Below are 18200 nucleotides of genomic sequence, written 5' to 3'. Positions count from 1 at the left end.
CGGGTGGCCCGCCGGGCGTCCCTGGTCGCCGCCGCAGCGGTCCTGTCCGGCTTGGCCGTGACGGGCGCCGCGTTCGCGCGCCAGAGCACCGCCCCGCAGGCCCAGACCCCGCCGCCGGCGCCTCAGGCGCCGGTTGCGCCCACGCCGCGTCCCGTGACGTCGGCGCCGGCCGCCGAGCTGCGTCCGGCCCAGCCGACCCAGGTCGCGCCGGCCATCGCCAATCCCAATCCGCCGGCCTCGCCCGCGCCGACCGCCGCCACGACGGCCAAGCCGGCCACGACGACGCCCGCCAAGCCGGCCGAGCCGACCAAGCGTCCGCGCTACACCGTCGCGATCCTGCAAGCCCTGGACAAGGTCACGACCGAGACCATGCGGTTCGAGGTCCCGATCGGCCAGCCGATCCGCTACAAGACCCTGATCTTCACCGTCCGGGCCTGCGAGACGGCGGCCTCGGACGAGCTGGCGCCGGAGTCGACGGCCTATGTCGTGGTCGACACCCAGCCCAAGGCCCAGGGCGGCCGCGCCGCCCCGCCGGGACGCCAAGTCTACAAGGGTTGGATGTACTCGAGCTCGCCGGGCCTGAACCCGCTACAGCACCCGGTCTATGACGCCTGGCTGATCGCCTGCAAGCAGGCCGCGCCGGTCGCGCCGCCCGCCAAGCCGTAGAAGTCGCCCTCGACGCCCAGGGCCTTGGCCAGCCGTCGGCGATAGTCCGCGCGGCTGATCTCGACCGCGCCGAACTGGGTCAGGTGCTCGGTCAGGAACTGGGTGTCCAGGAGTTGGTAGCCGCCGGCGACCATCCTCGCCACGAGATGTACGAGCGCCACCTTGCTGGCGTCGCGCGCGGTCGAGAACATGCTCTCGCCGAAGAACGCGCCACCCAGCGAGACGCCGTACAGCCCGCCGACCAGTTCGTCGCCCAGCCATGTCTCGACGCTATGGGCCAAGCCGCGCGCGTAGAGCTGACCATAGAGGCGTTGGATGGGGTGGTTGATCCAGGTCTCCAGCCGCCCCGGCTTCGACGCCGCGCAGCCCTCGATCACCGCGTCGAAGGCGGTGTCGATCCGGACCTCGTAGGGCCCGGTGCGAACGGTGCGCGCCAGGCGCTTGGGGATGTGGAAGTCGCCGAGGGGAAGGACGCCGCGTCGCTCAGGATCGATCAGGAAGACGCTCTCGTCCTCGCGAGCGTCGGCCATCGGGAAGACGCCCCGCGCATAGCAGGCGATCAGATCGTCGACCGTGAAGGCGTCCACTGGGTATCCGTCTCAACCAGCCTGCTGCTTGAGATACCACGTCGTCAGGGTGCGCGCCCAATAGCGCGGGACGTCGTGGGCCGACTGCAGGTGTGCGACGATGTCATTGGACTTCTGGCTGGCGAGGGGAGCCATCACCCCGGCCCAGTGGGCCAGGGGATGTCCGGTCTTTTCGACGACCTGCTCGTCGGTGACGTTCCAGTAGTCGGCGTGCACCATGCCGTTTCCTAGCTCTCTTGAGCTTTGATCCAGCGTTCCAGCCAGTGGATGTCGTAGTCGCCGGCCAGGATGTCGGGCTGCACCAGCAAGTCCTGGAACAGCGGGATCGTGGTCTCGACGCCGCCGACGACCATCTCGCCCAGACAGCGCTTCAGGCGAGCGATGCACTCGGCGCGGTCGCGGCCGTGCACGATCAGCTTGCCGATCAGGCTGTCGTAATAGGGCGGGATCGCATAGCCGGTGTAGATCGCCGAATCCAGGCGAACGCCCAGGCCGCCAGGGGCGTGGAAGTCCGTGATGGTGCCGGGCGAGGGCGTGAAGGTCCGCGCGTTCTCGGCGTTGATCCGGCACTCGATGGCGTGACCCTCGAAGACGACGTCTTCCTGGGTGAACGACAGCGGCAGGCCGGCGGCGATGCGGATCTGCTCCCGCACCAGGTCGATGCCGGTGATGGCTTCGGTGACCGGGTGCTCGACCTGCAGGCGGGTGTTCATCTCAATGAAGAAGAACTCGCCGTTCTCCCACAGGAACTCGATGGTGCCGACGCCGAGGTAGCCGATGGCCCGGACGGCATCGACGACGATCTTGCCGATCTTGGCGCGATCGGCCGCGCCGAGGGCCGGCGAGGGGGCTTCTTCCAGCACCTTCTGGTGGCGGCGCTGCAGCGAGCAGTCGCGTTCGCCCAGGTGCACGACGTTGCCGTGGCTGTCGGCGATGACCTGCAGCTCGATGTGGCGCGGCTTCTGGAGGTAGCGCTCCATATAGACCGTATCGTCGCCGAACGCGGCGCGGGCTTCCGAGCGGGCCGTCGAGACGGCTTCGGCCAGGTCTTCACGCGTCTGGGCGACCTTCATGCCACGACCGCCGCCGCCGGAGGCGGCCTTGATCAGCACCGGAAAGCCGATTTCCTCGGCGGCCGCGAAAGCTTCTTCCTCGGTGGCGACGCCGCCGTCAGAACCGGGAACGACCGGGATGCCCGCGTCCTTCACGGCCTGCTTGGCGGTGATCTTGTCGCCCATCATCCGGATGTGCTCGGGCTTCGGGCCGATGAAGGTGAAGCCATGCGCGCCGACGATCTCGGCGAAGCGGGCGTTCTCCGACAGGAACCCGTAGCCCGGGTGGATGCCCTGGGCGCCGGTGATCTCGGCCGCGGCGATGATCGACGGGATGTTCAGGTAGCTCTTGGCGGCGGGCGCCGGGCCGATGCAGACGCTTTCGTCCGCCAGGCGCACCCACATGGAGTTGCGGTCGGCCTCGGAGTGGACCGCCACGGTGGCGATGCCCATTTCCTTGCAGGCGCGGTGAACCCGGAGCGCGATCTCGCCCCGGTTCGCGATGAGGATCTTGTCGAACATGACCGTTACTCGATGACGACGAGCGGCTCGCCGAACTCGACGGGCTGGGCGTCGGCGATCAGAATCTCGACGACCTTGCCGGCCTTCGGCGCGGCGATCGGGTTCATGGTCTTCATGGCTTCGACGATCAGCAGGGTCTGGCCGGCCGAGACGGTGTCGCCGACCTTGATGAAGGCGTCGGCGCCGGGCTGGGGCGACAGGTAGGCGGTGCCGACCATCGGCGACTTCACGGCGTCGCCGCGGACGGCGGCCGGAGCCGGAGCGGCCTCGGCGACGGGCGCGGCGGCGACCGGGGCCGGAGCCGCGACCGGAGCCGGCGCATAGGCCGGCGCGGCGGCCTGGACGTAGTTGACCGGCGCGGCGGTCAGTTCACGGGCGACGCGGATCTTGAGGCCGGCGTGCTCGACTTCGATCTCGGACAGGCCCGTGTCCTTCAGGATGTCCGCCAGCTTGCGGACCAGACGGGCGTCGATGGCCGGAGCTTCGACCGGATCGGCGGGGGCCTTGGGGTTCGACATGGAAGCTTACCTTGTTCTCTTGAGCGCCTCGGCGGCGGAAAACGCCGGGCGATGTCGTTGTTAAACGCGGATCAGGCCGAAAGCGGCCTCGATCGCCAGTTCATAACTCGCCGCGCCGAAGCCGGAGACGATCCCGGTGGCCGCTAGCGAAACGAAGGTGTGGCGGCGGAATTCCTCCCGCGCCGCCGGGTTGGACAGATGGCACTCGATCACCGGGATGCTCAAGGTCTTGAGCGCATCCAGAAGCGCGATCGAGGTATGGCCGTAACCGGCCGGATTGAGGATCAGGGCCGAGGCCGACTCACGCGCCTCCTGCACCCAGTCGATCAGCACGCCTTCATGGTTGGACTGGCGGAAGACCACCGAAACGCCACGCGAAGCCGCACGCGCCTCACAGCGCGCCCGGACATCATCGAGGGTGTCCCTGCCATAAATCTCGGGCTCACGCGTTCCCAACAGGTTGAGGTTGGGTCCGCTCAGCACGTGGATCGGTTTTACCATGCGGCTCCGCCGTCGATTCCGGGAGGTCTTGTATAGCCGGTTCCGCCGGGTCACAAGCACGGCTCGCTTCGGAGGTGAGATGAGGCTTTTACTGAACGGCGAAGAGCGGGACCTGACGGACGTCGTCACGATCGCCGATCTGGTGGCCAGCCTGGGTTTGGACGCCCGCAAGGTGGCGGTCGAGCGCAACCTCGAGATCGCCCCGCGATCGACCTATGCCGATACGGCCCTGGCCGATGGCGACCGCATCGAGATCGTCACTTTTATCGGCGGCGGCTGAACTCACGGGTTTGAAACACCGGCTGACGGGGCGTAAACCAGCCGCATGAACGCGCACGTTTCCCCCGACTCCGTCTCGGCACCCGACACCGATGAAACCTGGACCGTCGCCGGCCGCACCTTCCGCTCGCGCCTGATCGTCGGCACGGGCAAGTACAAGGACTATGCGACCAACGCCGCGGCTGCCCGCGCGGCCGGCGCCGAGATCGTCACCGTGGCCGTGCGCCGCGTGAACCTGACCGATCCCAGCCAGCCGCTACTGATCGACTACGTGAAGCCCACGGAATTCACCTATCTGCCCAACACGGCTGGCTGCTTCACCGGCGAGGACGCCGTGCGCACCCTGCGCCTGGCCCGTGAGGCCGGTGGCTGGGACCTGGTCAAGCTGGAGGTCCTCAGCGACCCCAAGACCCTGTTCCCGGACATGGAAGAGACCCTGCGCTCGCTGAAGCTGCTGGTCGCCGACGGGTTCCAGGTGATGGTCTATTGCTCGGATGACCCGGTCTACGCGCGGAAGCTGGAAGAGGCCGGCGCGGTGGCGATCATGCCGCTGGGCGCGCCGATCGGCTCTGGGCTGGGCATCCAGAACCGCGTGAACCTGCGGATCATCATAGAGAACGCCAAGGTGCCGGTGCTGGTCGACGCCGGCGTCGGTACGGCCTCGGACGCGGCGATCGGCATGGAGCTGGGCTGCGACGCTATCCTTATGAACACCGCCATCGCCGAGGCCAAGGACCCGATCCGCATGGCCAAGGCGATGAAGCACGCCGTCATCGCCGGCCGCGAGGCCTACCTCGCCGGCCGAATGCAGAAGCGCCTGTACGCCGATCCCAGCTCACCGCTGGCGGGGCTGATCTAGGCGGAACCGAAACCTCGCCCTTCGACAAGCTCAGGGTGAGGTTTCTAGTGATCCGCCGGACTAGCCCATAGTCCTCACCCTGAGCTTGTCGAAGGGGCTAGGATGGGCCGTCAGCCCGCCTTCGCCTTGCTGGCCCGGGTCTGCTCGATCGCCAGCTTCAGGGCGTTGACGTCGGCGCCGGGCACCAGGGTGTCGCCAACGATGAAGGCTGGGGTGCCGGAGAGGTTCAGGGTGCGGGCCAGGGCGTCGGTATCGGCCAGGTGCTGGGTGACGGCCTCGCTCTCGCCGACGGCCTTGGCCTTGTCCATGTCGACGCCCAAACCCTTGGCGATGCGCAGGGCGCCGGCGGCGTCCAAGGCGTTCTCGGCCATCAGCGCCTTGTAGAGCTCCAGGCCCTTGCCCTGGTCCTTGGCGCCCAGCGCGATACGCGCGGCGGCCTGGCTGTCATTGCCGAAGATCACGAAGTCCTTCAGCACCAGGCGGATGTCGGGGTTCTTCTGGACCAGCTCGACGATCTCGGGCGCGACGTGTCGGCAATAGCCGCACTTGTAGTCGAAGAATTCGGTGACGGTGATCGTCCCGGCCGGATTGATAACGATGTCGCGCGGGTCGCGTTCGATGGCCTGGCGGTACTCGCCGATGGCCTTCTGGGCCGAGACGGCCTGCTGGGCGGCCTGCTTCTTCTGCAGCGCCTGGCTAGCCTCCATCAGCACCTCGGGGTGCTCCAGGAGATAGGCGCGGACCTTCTCACCGAAGGCCTTGTCGGGCTTGGACTGGCCGCAGCCGGCGAGGGTCAGGCCGGCGACGGCCAAGGGGACGGCGAGGGTCGCGGCGCGGCGGAGCAGGGTCATCGAAGTCTCGAACAGAAGAGGCGAGCGTCAGGAGGCTCGGGATTTATGGGGCCAGGCTTTCCTTGGCCAGGTCCTTCAGTTCCTGGTTGGATGGCCGGGAAGCCAGGACGATGTCGGTGGCGCGTCGCCAGTCCGGCGTGTTGCGGGTCAGCAGTTCCCGGGCCCGCATAGCGAAGACCTTGGCTTCGCGCACGGCGCCCAGCGAGAAGTATTGCTCGGCGGTCGCCAGCCGCGCCTCGCCGTCCTTCTTCTGCTTGTCGTAGGCCTGGGCCATCAAGCGCCAGGCGACCGAGTTGTCCGGCTCGTTCAGCAGGCTGCGCTTCAGCTCCTGGATGCCTTCTTCGACCTTCTTGGGATCGTCCAGGCTGATCAGGGTCTGGCCCAGGTTCACGCGTAGCAACGCCGCGTCGGGCTTCAGCTGCACGGACTTGCGCTGGGGCTCTTCGGCCAGAGCGATGCGATTGAATTCGAACAGGATCTGCCCTTTCAGCTCCCACAGATAGGGATTGTCGGGGTGGTCGACGATCAGGGGGTCCAGCAGCTTCAGGGCCCGGTCGGGCTCCTTCATCTGGTAGTAGGCGATGGTGCGCGCGTAGCGAGCCGGGAAGCCGGTGTCGGTCTCCTTGTACTTCATCAAGGCGACCTGCGGGTTCAGAAACCCTTCCAGCTTGGCCTTCATGACCTCGTGCTGGGCCAGGTCTTCCGGCGTGTCGACGGCGCTGAAGTGCGGCTGGCGCTCCACGCGGCTGCGCAGCACCTCGATCCGCTCGGACGACAGCGGGTGGCTGCGGAAATAGGCGAAGCGGCGAGCCTGATCGAAGACCTCCTGGTAGCGGAAGTTGTCGAAGAACTCGACGAGGCCGCGACCCGATTGGCCGGTGGCCTCCAGGAAGCCGGCGCCGGCCTGGTCGGCCCGCGATTCCTGCTCACGGCTGTAGCCCAGCGCGCCGAGCGCGCCGGCATACTGCGAATTGGCGATCAGGGCCGCGCCGCCGTCCGGCGATCCGGCCAGGGCGGCCAGGATGCCCAGGCCCATGGTCAGGATCATAGGCTTGAGGCCGGCCTTCATCATCTCGTCCGAACGAATCGGATGGCCGCCGGCCAAGTGTCCGGTTTCGTGGGCGATGACGCCACGCAGCTGGTTGGGGTTCTCGGTCTGCAGGATCAGGCCGGTGTTCAGGCCCATCTGCAGGCCCTGGGTCGCGAAGGCGTTCAGGGACTTGTCGCCGACGATCAGAATCCGGACGTTCCGGGGATCCAGGCCCGCGGCCGCGAAGATCGGGTCGGAGTCGTGGTGCAGGATCTCTTCGATTTCGGTGTCGCGGATCAGCGAGACGCCGCCGTCCTGGGCGGCCGCGACCTGGGGAACCGAAACACCGGACGCCAGGACGGCCAGCGCGGCGGTGGCCGCGCCCAGTCGTTTTCCCATCTGGGAGGTCCCAGCCCGCCCGCTACGCGAGGTCATCGAATGATCTCCAGATCGCGCCCCCGCGAACCCTGACCAGTCTAACTTGGATCGAGAAGGCGAGGGAACAAGGGTTCCGTTCCCCCATCCGACACTTTTGATGTCAGACGATTTCGGCCCGCGCGTCTGGGACGCGCGGGCCGTCATCACGTCACCTTACCGGCGCCACCAGCCCTTGCGGGGCTTTTCAGGCGGGGTGGTGATTTCGTTCGGGTCCGGCTCGGCGGGAGCGGCGGGCGTCGCTTCGACGACGGGTTCCGGTTCGGGCGCGGGCGCCGGAGCGACTTCGACGGCAGGCTCCGGCTCGGGGGCCGGTTCCGGTGCGACGTCAACGACCGGCTCGACAGCGGCTTCGGCGACGACTTCAGCTTCCGGGGCCTCGGCTTCAGGCGCGGCCTTCTTGCGCGAGCGCGTCCGCTTGGGCTTCTTCGGCGCTTCCTCGGTCTCGGGCAGTTCGACCCAGACGTCGGCCGGAGGACCAGCGATCACCGGCGGCGCCAGGATCGGGGCTTCGAACGGCTCAGCCGGCTCGGCGGCGATCACCTCGACCGACGCGGTCTCGGCGACGGCTTCGGCCTGGATAGTCTCGTCGCGGTTACGGCGACCACGATCGCGGCCACGACGGCCACGTTCGCGGGCGGGACGCTCTTCGCGCTCGGCACGTTCTGGACGCTCGACGGCTTCCGGGGCTTCGGCGCGGGGCTCGGGCGCCGGACGGCGCGGCTCGCTGCCGCCGCCGACCAGGGCGGCCGGGTCGTGCCAGGTGAAGACGTTCTCGCCGAACGGGACGCGCGGACGGATCCACACGAAGGCGTCGGTCGGACGATCGCCGTCCTCGCGGCCACCGCGACGACCGCCACGACGGCCGCGACGGCGACGGCGGCGGGCGCCTTCGTCCTCGTCGTCGCCGAACTCGGCGCGGTCGCCGGCTTCGCCTTCGACTTCTTCCTCTTCGCCTTCCACCTCGGCGTCGGCTTCGCGTTCGTCACGGCGACCACGGCCACGGCTGCGGTCGCGACGACCCCGGCGGCCCTTGCGGTCACCACGATCGTCGTCGCGGGCCTGCTTGCGGGTCGAGGCGTCGTCGTCATCGGAGTCTTCGCGCTCGATGTCGTCCTCGTCGTCGAGGATGACTTCGTCGTCCTCTTCCTCGTCCTCGAAGGCGGCGGGATCGAAGTCGTCGTCTTCCTCGACATACGGAGCCGGAGCCACGGCGATACGCTCGCCCAGTTCCGTGCGCTCGATCTCCTGGTCGCCGGCGTGCAGGCTGTCATCGACGATGACGGTCACGTGCAGGCCGTGCGTCTGCTGCAGGCGCTGCAGGTAGGCACGCTTTTCGTTGAGGATGTAGAGGCCGACCGAGCGCGAGACCTTCAGGATCACGGCGCCCGAACCCTTCAGGGCCTCGGCCTCGACCGCGCGCAGGGCGGCCAGGGCGCTGGACTCGACCGAACGGACGCGGCCGGTGCCTTCGCAGTGTTCGCAGACATGGGTCGTGCCTTCCAGGACGCCGGTGCGGCGACGCTGGCGGCTAATCTCCATCAGGCCGAAGCCCGAGATCTTGCCCATCTGGATGCGGGCGCGGTCGTCCTTGAGAGCGTCCTTGAGGACCTTCTCGACCGTGCGGTTGTTCTTGCCTTCATCCATGTCGATGAAGTCGATGACGATCAGGCCGGCCAGGTCGCGCAGGCGCAACTGGCGAGCGGCTTCCTCGGCGGCCTCGACATTGGTCTTGAGGGCCGTGGCTTCGATATTGCGCTCGCGCGTGGCCTTGCCCGAGTTGACGTCGATGGCGACCAGGGCCTCGGTCTGGTTGATCACCAGATAGCCGCCCGAACGCAGTGGCACGACCGGCGAATAGATCTGGGCCAGATGGTCCTCGATCTTGTTCTTCACGAACAGCGGGGTCGGGTCGCGGTAGTTGAAGACCTTCTTGGACTGGCTCGGCATCAGCATGCGCATGAAGTCGCGCGCTTCCTTGTAGCCGGCGTCGCCCTCGACCCAGATCCCGTCCAGGTCCTTGTCGTACATGTCGCGGATGGCGCGTTTGACGAGGTCTTCCTCCTCGTAGATCAGCGCCGGCGCAACCGAGTGCAGCGTGTTGTCGCGGATGTTCTCCCACAGACGCAGCAGATATTCGTAGTCGCGCTTGATCTCGGCCTTGGTGCGCTTGGCGCCGGCCGTGCGGACGATCAGGCCCATGCCCTGAGGCACGTCCAGGCTCTGGACGACGCTCTTCAGGCGCTTGCGGTCGGTCACCGCCGTGATCTTGCGGCTGATGCCGCCGCCACGGGCGGTGTTGGGCATCAGGACGCCGTAGCGGCCGGCCAGCGACAGGTAGGTGGTCAGGGCCGCGCCCTTGTTGCCACGCTCTTCCTTGACGACCTGGACCAGCATGATCTGCCGGCGGCGGATCACTTCCTGGATCTTGTACTTGCGCATCAGCCGGCGCTTGCGGCGCGCCAGCTCTTCTTCGACGTCATCATCGTCGTCGTCGACCGCGTGATCCCGGCCGTTGCCATCGTCCTCGTCGTCGCCGCCCGAGGCGCGACGAGAGACCGGGGTGTCATCCTCGTCGTCGCCGCTGTCGTCGCGCATCAGCGCTTCGCGGTCGGCGACCGGGATCTGGTAGTAATCCGGGTGGATTTCGTTGAACGCCAGGAAGCCGTGGCGGTTACCACCGTACTCGACGAACGCAGCCTGCAGGCTGGGTTCGACGCGCGTCACCTTGGCGAGGTAGATATTTCCGCGAAGCTGTTTCCGGGTCTGGCTCTCGAAATCGAACTCTTCAACCCGGGTTCCGTCCACGACGACCACACGCGTTTCTTCCGCGTGTGCTGCGTCGATCAGCATCTTCTTCGACATTAAGGAAGTCTCCACGGCGCACGGCGGGCGCGAGGCCCGGTCGCCGATATGAATGAAGGGCGCGCGCGTCGCAGACCGCCGTCGTCCCGCTGAAGCGGGTCCGAAGGGTCAGTTGCCAATGGCGATCGGGTGCGGCGCAGCCCATGGGGGTTTCGTTTTGTCCCTCCCGCGCGGTGCGCGGACCGGATTGTTTGCCTGTCGCGCCACGAATGACGCGAAGAGGTGTTTGTTGTCGCGCCGGATGGCGCGGATCGGATGGCGCGTCGTCGCCAGAAAGGCGTTTGAGCCCGACGCGAGCCCCGCGACCCGGTGTCTAGGCAAGCATCTTGCTCGTCAGATCGACCGTGTCTCGAACACTATCTAATCTGCCGGCCCCGCGACGGAAGAGGTTCAGACCTCTTTTCGAAGCACGGACGGCCCGCACGGAGTCGTGACGATCACGGACTTCGCGCGCGGCGGGACTGTAGCCACAGAAGCGCACAAAAGAAAAGCGTTCGACGGATGATCTCGACTTAACCCTTTGGCTACCGGGGCTGGGCGATATTGACGGTCGGTTCACCAGTTCCGGCTAGCGCGGGCGGATGCGTAAGGTTCTTATCAGTTTGGCCCGCATGGGCTGGGTCAGGGCGGTCCTGATTGTCGGCGGTCTGACGACCGCTGGCGTCGCCGTGGCCACGGCTCAAGGTCCGGCCGCGCCTGCGGGCGTGCAGAAGGTCCGCTTCGGCGGCGACCGCGCCGAGACGCGCGTGGTCATCGACCTGGACCGCGCCGCCGCGGGCAAGCTGATTTCCGACGGCATGAGCGACCAGCGCCTGGTCATGGCTCTGCCCAATGTCCTCGTTTCGGGCGATCTCCAGGGTTCCGGCCAAGGGCTCGTGAAGCGCTGGGTGATCGACGAGGCCGCCGGCGGCGCCCGTCTGCGCCTGGACCTGGCCGGCAAGGCCGAGGTTCGCCGCCGCTTCCTGCTGCCTCCCGGCGACGGCGCGACGGCCTATCGCTATGTCATCGACCTCAAGGCCGTGGACGGCGTCTCTGCTTCTCCGCAAGCCCCGCGCCTGACCCTGGCCAACCTGCCGGTCAAGGCCGCACCGCTGCGCCTGAAGAAGGTCATCGTCATCGACGCCGGTCACGGCGGCAAGGATCCGGGCTCGTTGGGCGCCAATGTCCACGAGAAGGACGTCACCCTGGCCGCCGCCATGGCGCTGAAGGATCGTCTGGAGCGCACGGGTCGCTTCCAAGTGGTGCTGACCCGCGAGACCGACACCTTCATCCCGCTGGAATCGCGCGTGCAGATCGCGCGCCGCGCCGACGCGGACCTCTTCATCTCCATGCACGCCGACTCGGGGCCGGACACCACGACCCGTGGGGCCTCGGTCTACACCCTGTCCGAAAAGGGCACCGAGCGCGTCGGCCTCGTCCTCGACAAGGACGACTGGCTGATGAAGGCCAACATGCCGGGCCGCGACCGCGCCGTGAGCCAGATCCTGCTGGACCTGTCGCAGCGCGCCACCAAGAACCGCTCGGCCGCTTTCGCCCAGCTTCTGCTGGCCAATGTCGGCGAGGAGACGAGCCTGCTCCGCCGCAGCCATCGCGACGCCGGTTTCATCGTGCTGCTGGCGCCAGACGTGCCGGCCGTGCTGCTGGAGATGGGCTTCATCACCAATCCGGACGACGAGGCGTTCCTGACGACCAAGTCCAGCCGGGCCCGCCTGGTGAACGCGGTCGCCGACTCCATCGAAGCCTATTTCTCGGCGGGTCTGCGCAAGTCCTGACGGCCGGGCTTCGCCCGCCGCTTTCCCTTTTCCCCGGCGCACTCTAATCACTGGGAGTGATCGCGCGCGCCTGCGTCATGCGGATGCGACCGCAAAACCGCTTACGGTTAGGTGGCAAGCGATCTAGTGAAGGGAGTGTGGCAGGCGAGGGGGCCTGCCCGACGGAGGTCGCGTGGATCTGAAACCCACCGAACGATGGATGGCCATCGCGGGCGTGGCGGTGCTTTCGGCTATCGCCGTCGCGGGCTTCGCGATCGCGATCTACGCCGCGTGGCTGTTCCACGACATGCCCGACGCCGGTGAGCTGCAGGACTACCGTCCGCCGACCGCCACGCGCGTCTATGCGTGGGACGGCACCCTGATCGGCGAGTACAGCAAAGAGCGCCGGATCTTCATTCCCTACGACCAGATCCCGCCGCAGCTGGCCCAGGCCTTCCTGGCGGCCGAGGATCGCAACTTCTTCCAGCACGGCGGCGTAGACGTGGGCGGCCTCTCGCGGGCCATGCTCAAGAACGTCGGCAACGCCATCCGTGGTCGCCGCCTCGAAGGCGGTTCGACCATCACCCAGCAGGTCGCCAAGAACGTCCTCTTGACCAGCGACGCCACCGTCGGCCGCAAGTTCAAGGAAGCGATCCTGGCCCACCGCCTGGAGCAGTCGCTGACCAAGCAGCAGATCCTTGAGCTGTATCTGAACGAAATCTGGCTGGGTTATCGCTCGTTCGGCGTCGGCGCGGCCGCCTACAACTATTTCGGCCGGTCCCTGCCGGACCTTTCCCTGGCCCAGTGCGCCTATCTGGCGTCGCTGCCCAAGGGCCCGGACAACTACCACCCCATCCGCAACAAGGCCAAAGCCATGGCCCGCCGCAACTGGGTGCTGGGCCAGATGGCCGAGCAGGGTTGGGTCTCGAAGGAGGACGCCCAGAAGGCCATGGCCGAGGACCTGGTGGTCCAGGCCGCGCCGAAGCGCGCCGCTTATCGCGACGCCGATTATTTCGTCGAGGAAGTGCGTCAGCGCGGCATGGCCACGCTGGGGCCCCGCCTGAACGAAGGCGGCTACTACATGCGCACCACCCTGGATCCGCGCATGCAGACGGCCGCTCGGGTCGCCCTGATGGACGGCCTGGAGAAGTACGATCGCCGCCACGGCTGGCGCGGCGCCTGGGGTCACGTCGAGTCGACCGACCTCAACTGGGAAAAGACCGCCCTGGCCAAGTCGATCCCGTCGGAGCGCAGCGCCTGGCGTCCGGCGCTGGTGGTCTCCAACGACGGCCGCGTGCGCCTGGTGAAGAAGGAAGGCGAAGGCCAGCTCGTCGGCGAAGACGTGACCTGGGCCAAAAACGGCAAGGGGCTGAAGGCCGGCGATCTCGTCTTCGTCGAGAAGACCGCCACCGGCGGCTATCGCCTGCGCCAGGTTCCGGCCGTAAACGGGGCCATGGTGGCCATGGAGCCCTATACCGGCCGCATCGTGGCGCTGGTGGGCGGCTACAGCTTCTCGCTCTCGAACTTCAACCGCGCGACGCAGGCGATGCGTCAGCCGGGCTCGTCCTTCAAGCCGTTCGTCTACGCCGCGGCCCTGGAGAACGGCTACACGCCTGCCAGCGTCATCGTCGACAGCGCCATCACCTTCAAGGGCGCGAACGGCGAGGACTGGAGCCCCGAGAACTACCACAAGGAATTCTACGGCGCTCAGCCGCTGCGCAAGGGCCTGGAACAGTCGATCAACGCCATGACCGTGCGCCTGGCTCAGGGCGTCGGCATGAAGAAGATCGTCGAGTTCGCCAAGCGCACCGGCGTGACCCGCGACATGGACCCCGTGCTGGCCATGGCCCTGGGCGCGGGCGAAACGACGCCATTCAAGCTGACCGCCGCCTACGCCCCGTTCGTCAACGGCGGCCGCCGCGTGGAGCCGCACCTGATCGAGCTGGTCCAGGACCGCGAGGGCAAGGTGATCTTCCGCGCCGACAAGCGCGACTGCGAGCGCTGCGACGCCGGTTTCAACGGCGACGAGAGCCCCCGGTTCGCCGCGCCGGGCGAACAGGTCATGGATCCGGTCACCGCCTACCAGATCACCTCGATGCTGCAGGGCGTGGTCCAGCGCGGCACCGCCGCCGCCGTCAGCTCTCTGGGCCGTCCGCTCGCGGGTAAGACCGGCACCACCAACGAGTATCGCAGCGCCTGGTTCGTCGGCTATTCGCCCAACCTCGTGGTCGGCGTCTTCGTCGGCTTCGACGACAACCGCTCGCTGGGCGAAGGCGAGACGGGCGCCGTCGACGCCGTGCCGGTGTTCATGGACTTCATGAAGGTGGCGCTGGAAGGCCAGCCGGCCGTCGACTTCAAGCCGCCGAAGAGCGCCAAATTCGCCATGGTCCGTGGCATGCGCGAAGCCTTCCGCCCGGGCACGGAGCCGAAGGTCGAGGTCGCCCCGACCGGTCCGATCCCGTACCAGGAGCTGTCGCCGGGGCTGCCGCCGGTCCAGCAACCGCAAGCCCAGCCGGGCAAGCCGCCGCCGCAAAAAGTCGATCCGCTCAGCGGGCTCTACTGATGTCATTGCGCGGGAGAGCGACGCGCGTTATCTCCCGCGCCCTTCAACACTGTCACGGAGTTACGTGATGCGACCGGATGTCGAGGCCGCTGCGGCCGACATCGAGCAGTCCGTGGGACTGCTCAGGAGGCGTCTTTGACTGGGATGTCGCCCTCCGAAAGCTCGATGAGCTAAACGCTCGGGTCGAAGACCCGACCCTCTGGGACCGTCCGTCCGAGGCCCAGGCCGTCTCGCGCGAACGCGCCGCCCTGGCCGCCAAGGTCGAGGCCGTGCAGTCGATCGAACGCGACGTGAAAGACGCGGTCGAATACGCCGAGCTGGCCGACATGGAGTCCGACGAGGACTCCCTGAACGACGCCCGCGCCCAGCTGAAGGCCATCAGGGAGCGAGCCGGCCGCGCCGAGCTCGAGGCCCTGTTGTCCGGCGAGGCCGACGGCAACGACGCCTATGTCGAAATCAACTCCGGGGCCGGTGGCACCGAGTCCTGCGACTGGGCCGGTATCCTGCTGCGCATGTACACGCGCTGGGCCAACGCTCACGGCATGACGACCGAACTGATCGAAGAGACCGACGGCGACCAGGCCGGCATCAAGTCCGCGACCCTTCTCGTGAAGGGCCCGAACGCCTACGGCTGGCTGAAGACCGAGGCCGGGGTGCACCGCCTGGTGCGCATCAGCCCCTATGACAGCAGCGCCCGTCGCCACACCTCGTTCGCCTCGGCCTGGGTCTATCCCGTGGTCGACGACAATATCGAGATCGAGATCAATCCGTCCGACGTGCGGACCGACACCTACCGCGCTTCCGGCGCCGGCGGTCAGCACATCAACAAGACGGACTCGGCCGTGCGTCTGACGCACATCCCGACCGGCATCGCGGTGGCCTGCCAGGCCGGCCGTTCGCAGCACCAGAACCGCGAGGAAGCCTGGAAGATGCTGCGCGCGCGCCTCTACGAGGCCGAGCTGCAGAAGCGGGAAGCCGCTCAGCAGGCGCTGGAAGACACCAAGACCGACATCGGCTGGGGTCACCAAATCCGCAGCTACGTCCTGCAGCCCTACCAGATGGTCAAGGACCTGCGGACCAACGTCGAGACCTCCGACACCCAAGGCGTGCTGGACGGCGACCTCGACGCCTTCATGGGCGCGTCGCTGGCCCAGCGCGTGGGTCACACCCGCGATGGCGGCGAGGCCTAAGCCGACCTAAGCCCGCTGGAGCCCGCGTGGAGCGGGCTCCACACTTCCAAGAACAGGGCTTGGCTCAGGCTAAGCCCTGGCGCTTCCAAGGCGTCAGCGGGACATAGGTCGCCGCCTCGGTCGGTCCCTGGCGGCTGACCTCGACCAATCCTCTTCGTTTCAGGTTCTCGACGGCGTTCTGGACGGTGCGTCGCGATTGGCCCGTGCGCTCGGCCAGCTCCGCGTGGCTGAAGCTGGCGCGGCCGTCGGCGTGGGCTGCGATGATGGCCAGATAGACCAGGAACGACGACGGCTTGTGGTCGTGACCGACGAGGTCGGCCATCAGCGTGTCGAGGACATAGCGGTCGATCTGATAGGGTTGCGCACTCATTGCTATAGCAATGCCTGCACGTCTTCACCGACGCAAGGATGGCGCGGTACGCCCTGCCTCACGGATCGTCGCAAGGAAGAGGGGACAGCCATGAGCGTGATCAGCAAGGTAAAGTTCGTCAGCATCCCGGTCACCGACCAGGACCGCGCCTTGGCGTTCTGGACCGAGAAGGTTGGCCTGCGCGTGGCCACCGATCAGCCGATGGGCAAGCAGCGCTGGATCGAGCTGTCGATCCCGGGCGCCGAGACGGGCCTGGTGCTCTTCACCCCGGACGGCCACGAGGACCGCATTGGCAGCTTCTTCAACGGCTCGCTGGCCTGCGACGATGTCGAGCACGCCTATCGCAAGCTCTCGGAAAAGGGCGTCGAGTTCGAAGGTCCGCCGGAAAAGCAGCCCTGGGGGACCTTCGCCAAGTTCAAGGACCCGGACGGCAACACCTTCGTGCTGTCGAGCCGCTAAAGCAAAACGCCCCGGAGTGATCCGGGGCGTTTCTCGTTTCGGATCTGTCCGATCGTCAGGCGACCGGCTTGACGACCGCCAGCGTGGCCTCGGCTTGCGGCGCGGGCTGCGGAGCCGGCGCTGGGACCGGAACCGGGGCGGGGCGCTGGAACTTCAGGCTGCGGCCCTGGAAGAAGGCGCCGGTTTCCATGGCCAGCTGCTCGTGGGTGATGTCGCCGTCGACATACGAGGTGCCGTAGAGGCGGACCTGCTTGGAGGTGATCGAGCCGACGACGCGGCCGCGCACTTCCACGGCCTCGGCATGGATCGAGCCTTCGATGTGGCCGGTCTCGCCGACGGTCAGGCGGCCGACGCGGACGTCGCCCTTGACCACGCCGTCGATCTGCAACTCGCCTTCGCCGCTGACGCTGCCCTCGATGACGAGGTCGGCCGAGAGCAGCGAGGCCACTTTCGGCGGCGCGCGACGGACTTGATCGGTGGGCGCGACCGACAGCGCGGTCGGCAGCGGCTCGACGCGGGCCGAGGTCTTGTCGCCCGACTTAGCTTGCTTGCTGAACATACTCACCAGCCTTGAGGAAACGATTGGGGTTCTGGGCCTTGCCGTTGACCCAGACTTCGTAGTGCAGGTGCGGACCGGTCGAACGGCCGGTCGAGCCCATGGCGCCGACGCGCGAGCCGATCGAGACGCGCTCGCCGACGCGGACGCCGATGGTGGCGAGGTGGGCGTAACGGGTCTTGAAGCCGCCGCCGTGGTCGATCTCGACCGTGTTGCCGTAGCCAGAGCGGACGCCCGTGAACGAGATGACGCCCGGCGCGGTGGCCATGATCGGGGTGTAGAAGGCGCCCGGGAAGTCCAGGCCCGAATGGAAGGCCGGCCGGCGCGTGAACGGGTCGAAGCGGACGCCGTAGCTGGACGACAGGGCCGGATTGCCGGTCGGGCGGTAGAACGGAAGCTTCTTGGACGCCGCACTCAGCGAGCGCATGTCCGACATGTCGTTGGCGGCGTGTTGGATGCGGCCGGCGAAATCCTCGTCGACGTCCAGGACGGCGGCGAGGGCGCGGGGATCCTTGGCCTCGATCAGCGGGCCGCCCAGCGATACGCCGCGGCCGGTGAAGTTGCTGGCGTCCAGGCCCGCCATCCGCATGGCCAGGCGCAGGCGCTCGGCGCGGCTCTTGGCGAAGCTTTCAGCGGCGTCGATCAGGCGCTCCTGATCCATCCGGGTCGCCTGGATGCGCTGCACTGGGCTGGCGGCGAGAAGGCGCGGCTTGGCGACCGTCAGGGCCTCGGCGGCGCCGGGTACGCCCTTGAAATCGGATACGAGCAAGGCGAGGGCGGCGTGGCGCTTCTCGACCGAAGTCGCCAGGTCGTCCAGCGAGCCGTTGGTGGCCGACAGCTGGGCCACGGCGCTGTTCAGGCGGGCCTGACGGTCAGCGTTCAGGCGCTCGTAATAGGCCTTCTGCTTGATCACCTGCTGGTCGGTCGAGCTGACGGCCAGCGCATTGACCATCATCGAAGCGGTGCAGACGCCCATCCACAGCGCGGCGGCGGTGACAGCGGTCGCGCCCAGCAGCTGCTTGTTGGTGGAGAAGACGTATCCGCGCATCTCACCGCCGGAGCGGATGTAGATGTGCCTCTCGGGGAAAAGGGCTTCCAGAGAATGCCGCAGTCGCTTGAAGCGCGTAATCGCCATCGCCCCAGGAA

19 protein-coding genes are annotated in these 18200 nt (G+C 67.5%); 7 read left to right on the top strand and 12 right to left on the bottom strand.

All coding sequences use genetic code 11. The annotated features are described in order from the left end of the window. The first annotated feature begins 3 nt into the window (after nt 1–3). Nucleotides 4–666: a DUF2155 domain-containing protein gene (locus AC07NN_RS08840; protein ID WP_494639674.1), complete on the top strand. Its 663-nt coding sequence runs from the start codon at nt 4–6 to the stop codon at nt 664–666. Here AC07NN_RS08840 and aat read toward each other — a convergent pair. The 5 genes from aat to aroQ are packed head-to-tail and all read right to left on the bottom strand — an operon-like array spanning nt 603 to nt 3846. After that, nucleotides 603–1253: a leucyl/phenylalanyl-tRNA--protein transferase gene (gene aat / locus AC07NN_RS08835; RefSeq protein ID WP_494639672.1), complete on the bottom strand. Its 651-nt coding sequence runs from the start codon at nt 1251–1253 to the stop codon at nt 603–605. The two genes, AC07NN_RS08840 and aat, sit on opposite strands and share 64 nt — an antisense overlap. A gap of 12 nt (nt 1254–1265) precedes the next feature. Continuing rightward, nucleotides 1266–1472, bottom strand: coding sequence for a DUF4287 domain-containing protein (locus tag AC07NN_RS08830; protein WP_494639670.1), 207 nt, complete (start codon nt 1470–1472; stop codon nt 1266–1268). Nucleotides 1473–1480: 8 nt separating this feature from the next. Next, nucleotides 1481–2827 carry an acetyl-CoA carboxylase biotin carboxylase subunit gene (gene accC / locus AC07NN_RS08825; protein WP_494639668.1) on the bottom strand — a complete coding sequence of 449 codons (1347 nt, stop codon included), beginning with the start codon at nt 2825–2827 and terminating at the stop codon, nt 1481–1483. A 5-nt stretch (nt 2828–2832) separates the two neighbouring features. After that, a complete protein-coding gene (gene accB / locus AC07NN_RS08820) occupies nt 2833–3345 on the bottom strand; it encodes an acetyl-CoA carboxylase biotin carboxyl carrier protein (RefSeq protein WP_494639666.1) in 513 nt (170 codons plus the stop codon). 60 nt (nt 3346–3405) lie between these two features. After that, nucleotides 3406–3846 (bottom strand): type II 3-dehydroquinate dehydratase, encoded by a 441-nt coding sequence (gene aroQ / locus AC07NN_RS08815; protein ID WP_494639664.1) that lies wholly within the window; start codon nt 3844–3846, stop codon nt 3406–3408. 79 nt (nt 3847–3925) lie between these two features. Here aroQ and thiS point away from each other — a divergent pair, with 79 nt between their 5' ends. Together thiS and AC07NN_RS08805 are read left to right on the top strand one after the other, a co-directional pair. Further along, entirely contained in the window at nt 3926–4126 is a 201-nt protein-coding gene (gene thiS / locus AC07NN_RS08810) for a sulfur carrier protein ThiS (RefSeq protein ID WP_494639662.1), read from the top strand. Nucleotides 4127–4171: 45 nt separating this feature from the next. Beyond that, on the top strand, nt 4172–4984 hold the full coding sequence (locus tag AC07NN_RS08805; RefSeq protein WP_494639660.1) for a thiazole synthase: 813 nt from the start codon (nt 4172–4174) through the stop codon (nt 4982–4984). Nucleotides 4985–5094: 110 nt separating this feature from the next. On the opposite strand, the gene AC07NN_RS08800 is transcribed toward AC07NN_RS08805, so the two are convergent. The 4 genes from AC07NN_RS08800 to AC07NN_RS08785 form a co-directional block, all read right to left on the bottom strand. After that, the gene (locus AC07NN_RS08800; protein ID WP_494639658.1) at nt 5095–5835 is read right to left on the bottom strand and encodes a DsbA family protein; all 741 of its coding nucleotides are present in this window, start codon (nt 5833–5835) and stop codon (nt 5095–5097) included. 43 nt (nt 5836–5878) lie between these two features. Then, the gene (locus AC07NN_RS08795) at nt 5879–7300 is read right to left on the bottom strand and encodes a M48 family metalloprotease (RefSeq protein WP_494639656.1); all 1422 of its coding nucleotides are present in this window, start codon (nt 7298–7300) and stop codon (nt 5879–5881) included. 156 nt (nt 7301–7456) lie between these two features. Further along, the gene (locus AC07NN_RS08790; protein ID WP_494639653.1) at nt 7457–10165 is read right to left on the bottom strand and encodes an Rne/Rng family ribonuclease; all 2709 of its coding nucleotides are present in this window, start codon (nt 10163–10165) and stop codon (nt 7457–7459) included. Then, the gene (locus AC07NN_RS08785) at nt 10089–10310 is read right to left on the bottom strand and encodes a hypothetical protein (protein WP_494639651.1); all 222 of its coding nucleotides are present in this window, start codon (nt 10308–10310) and stop codon (nt 10089–10091) included. The genes AC07NN_RS08790 and AC07NN_RS08785 overlap by 77 nt, the downstream gene beginning before the upstream one ends. 436 nt (nt 10311–10746) lie before the next feature. Here AC07NN_RS08785 and AC07NN_RS08780 point away from each other — a divergent pair, with 436 nt between their 5' ends. The 3 genes from AC07NN_RS08780 to prfB all read left to right on the top strand — a co-directional run bounded on the left by AC07NN_RS08780 (nt 10747) and on the right by prfB (nt 15669). Beyond that, on the top strand, nt 10747–11937 hold the full coding sequence (locus tag AC07NN_RS08780) for an N-acetylmuramoyl-L-alanine amidase family protein (protein WP_494639649.1): 1191 nt from the start codon (nt 10747–10749) through the stop codon (nt 11935–11937). Nucleotides 11938–12109: 172 nt separating this feature from the next. Further along, the gene (locus AC07NN_RS08775; RefSeq protein WP_494639647.1) at nt 12110–14479 is read left to right on the top strand and encodes a penicillin-binding protein 1A; all 2370 of its coding nucleotides are present in this window, start codon (nt 12110–12112) and stop codon (nt 14477–14479) included. Nucleotides 14480–14546: 67 nt separating this feature from the next. Further along, nucleotides 14547–15669 (top strand): peptide chain release factor 2 gene (prfB, locus tag AC07NN_RS08770; protein ID WP_494639645.1). Its coding sequence is split into 2 segments (ribosomal slippage): nt 14547–14615 and nt 14617–15669, totalling 1122 coding nucleotides; the frame shifts between segments, so codons are not numbered across the junction. 64 nt (nt 15670–15733) lie between these two features. Here the strand turns inward: prfB and AC07NN_RS08765 are convergent. Beyond that, a complete protein-coding gene (locus AC07NN_RS08765) occupies nt 15734–16039 on the bottom strand; it encodes a helix-turn-helix domain-containing protein (protein ID WP_494639643.1) in 306 nt (101 codons plus the stop codon). Nucleotides 16040–16129: 90 nt separating this feature from the next. Here AC07NN_RS08765 and AC07NN_RS08760 point away from each other — a divergent pair, with 90 nt between their 5' ends. Then, complete coding sequence (locus tag AC07NN_RS08760; protein ID WP_494639641.1) at nt 16130–16498, top strand: VOC family protein; 369 nt, start codon at nt 16130–16132, stop codon at nt 16496–16498. Between the two features lie 55 nt (nt 16499–16553). Here AC07NN_RS08760 and AC07NN_RS08755 read toward each other — a convergent pair whose 3' ends face one another. Beyond that, nucleotides 16554–17057 carry a bactofilin family protein gene (locus AC07NN_RS08755; protein ID WP_494639639.1) on the bottom strand — a complete coding sequence of 168 codons (504 nt, stop codon included), beginning with the start codon at nt 17055–17057 and terminating at the stop codon, nt 16554–16556. After that, nucleotides 17038–18189 (bottom strand): M23 family metallopeptidase, encoded by a 1152-nt coding sequence (locus tag AC07NN_RS08750; protein WP_494639637.1) that lies wholly within the window; start codon nt 18187–18189, stop codon nt 17038–17040. The genes AC07NN_RS08755 and AC07NN_RS08750 overlap by 20 nt, the downstream gene beginning before the upstream one ends. Nucleotides 18190–18200 lie beyond the last annotated feature (11 nt).

It is taken from the genome of Caulobacter sp. GW821-FHT09H08, from assembly GCF_059415885.1.
Note: the sequence above shows the minus strand (reverse complement) of the source record. Positions and strands in the feature narration are given on the sequence as shown.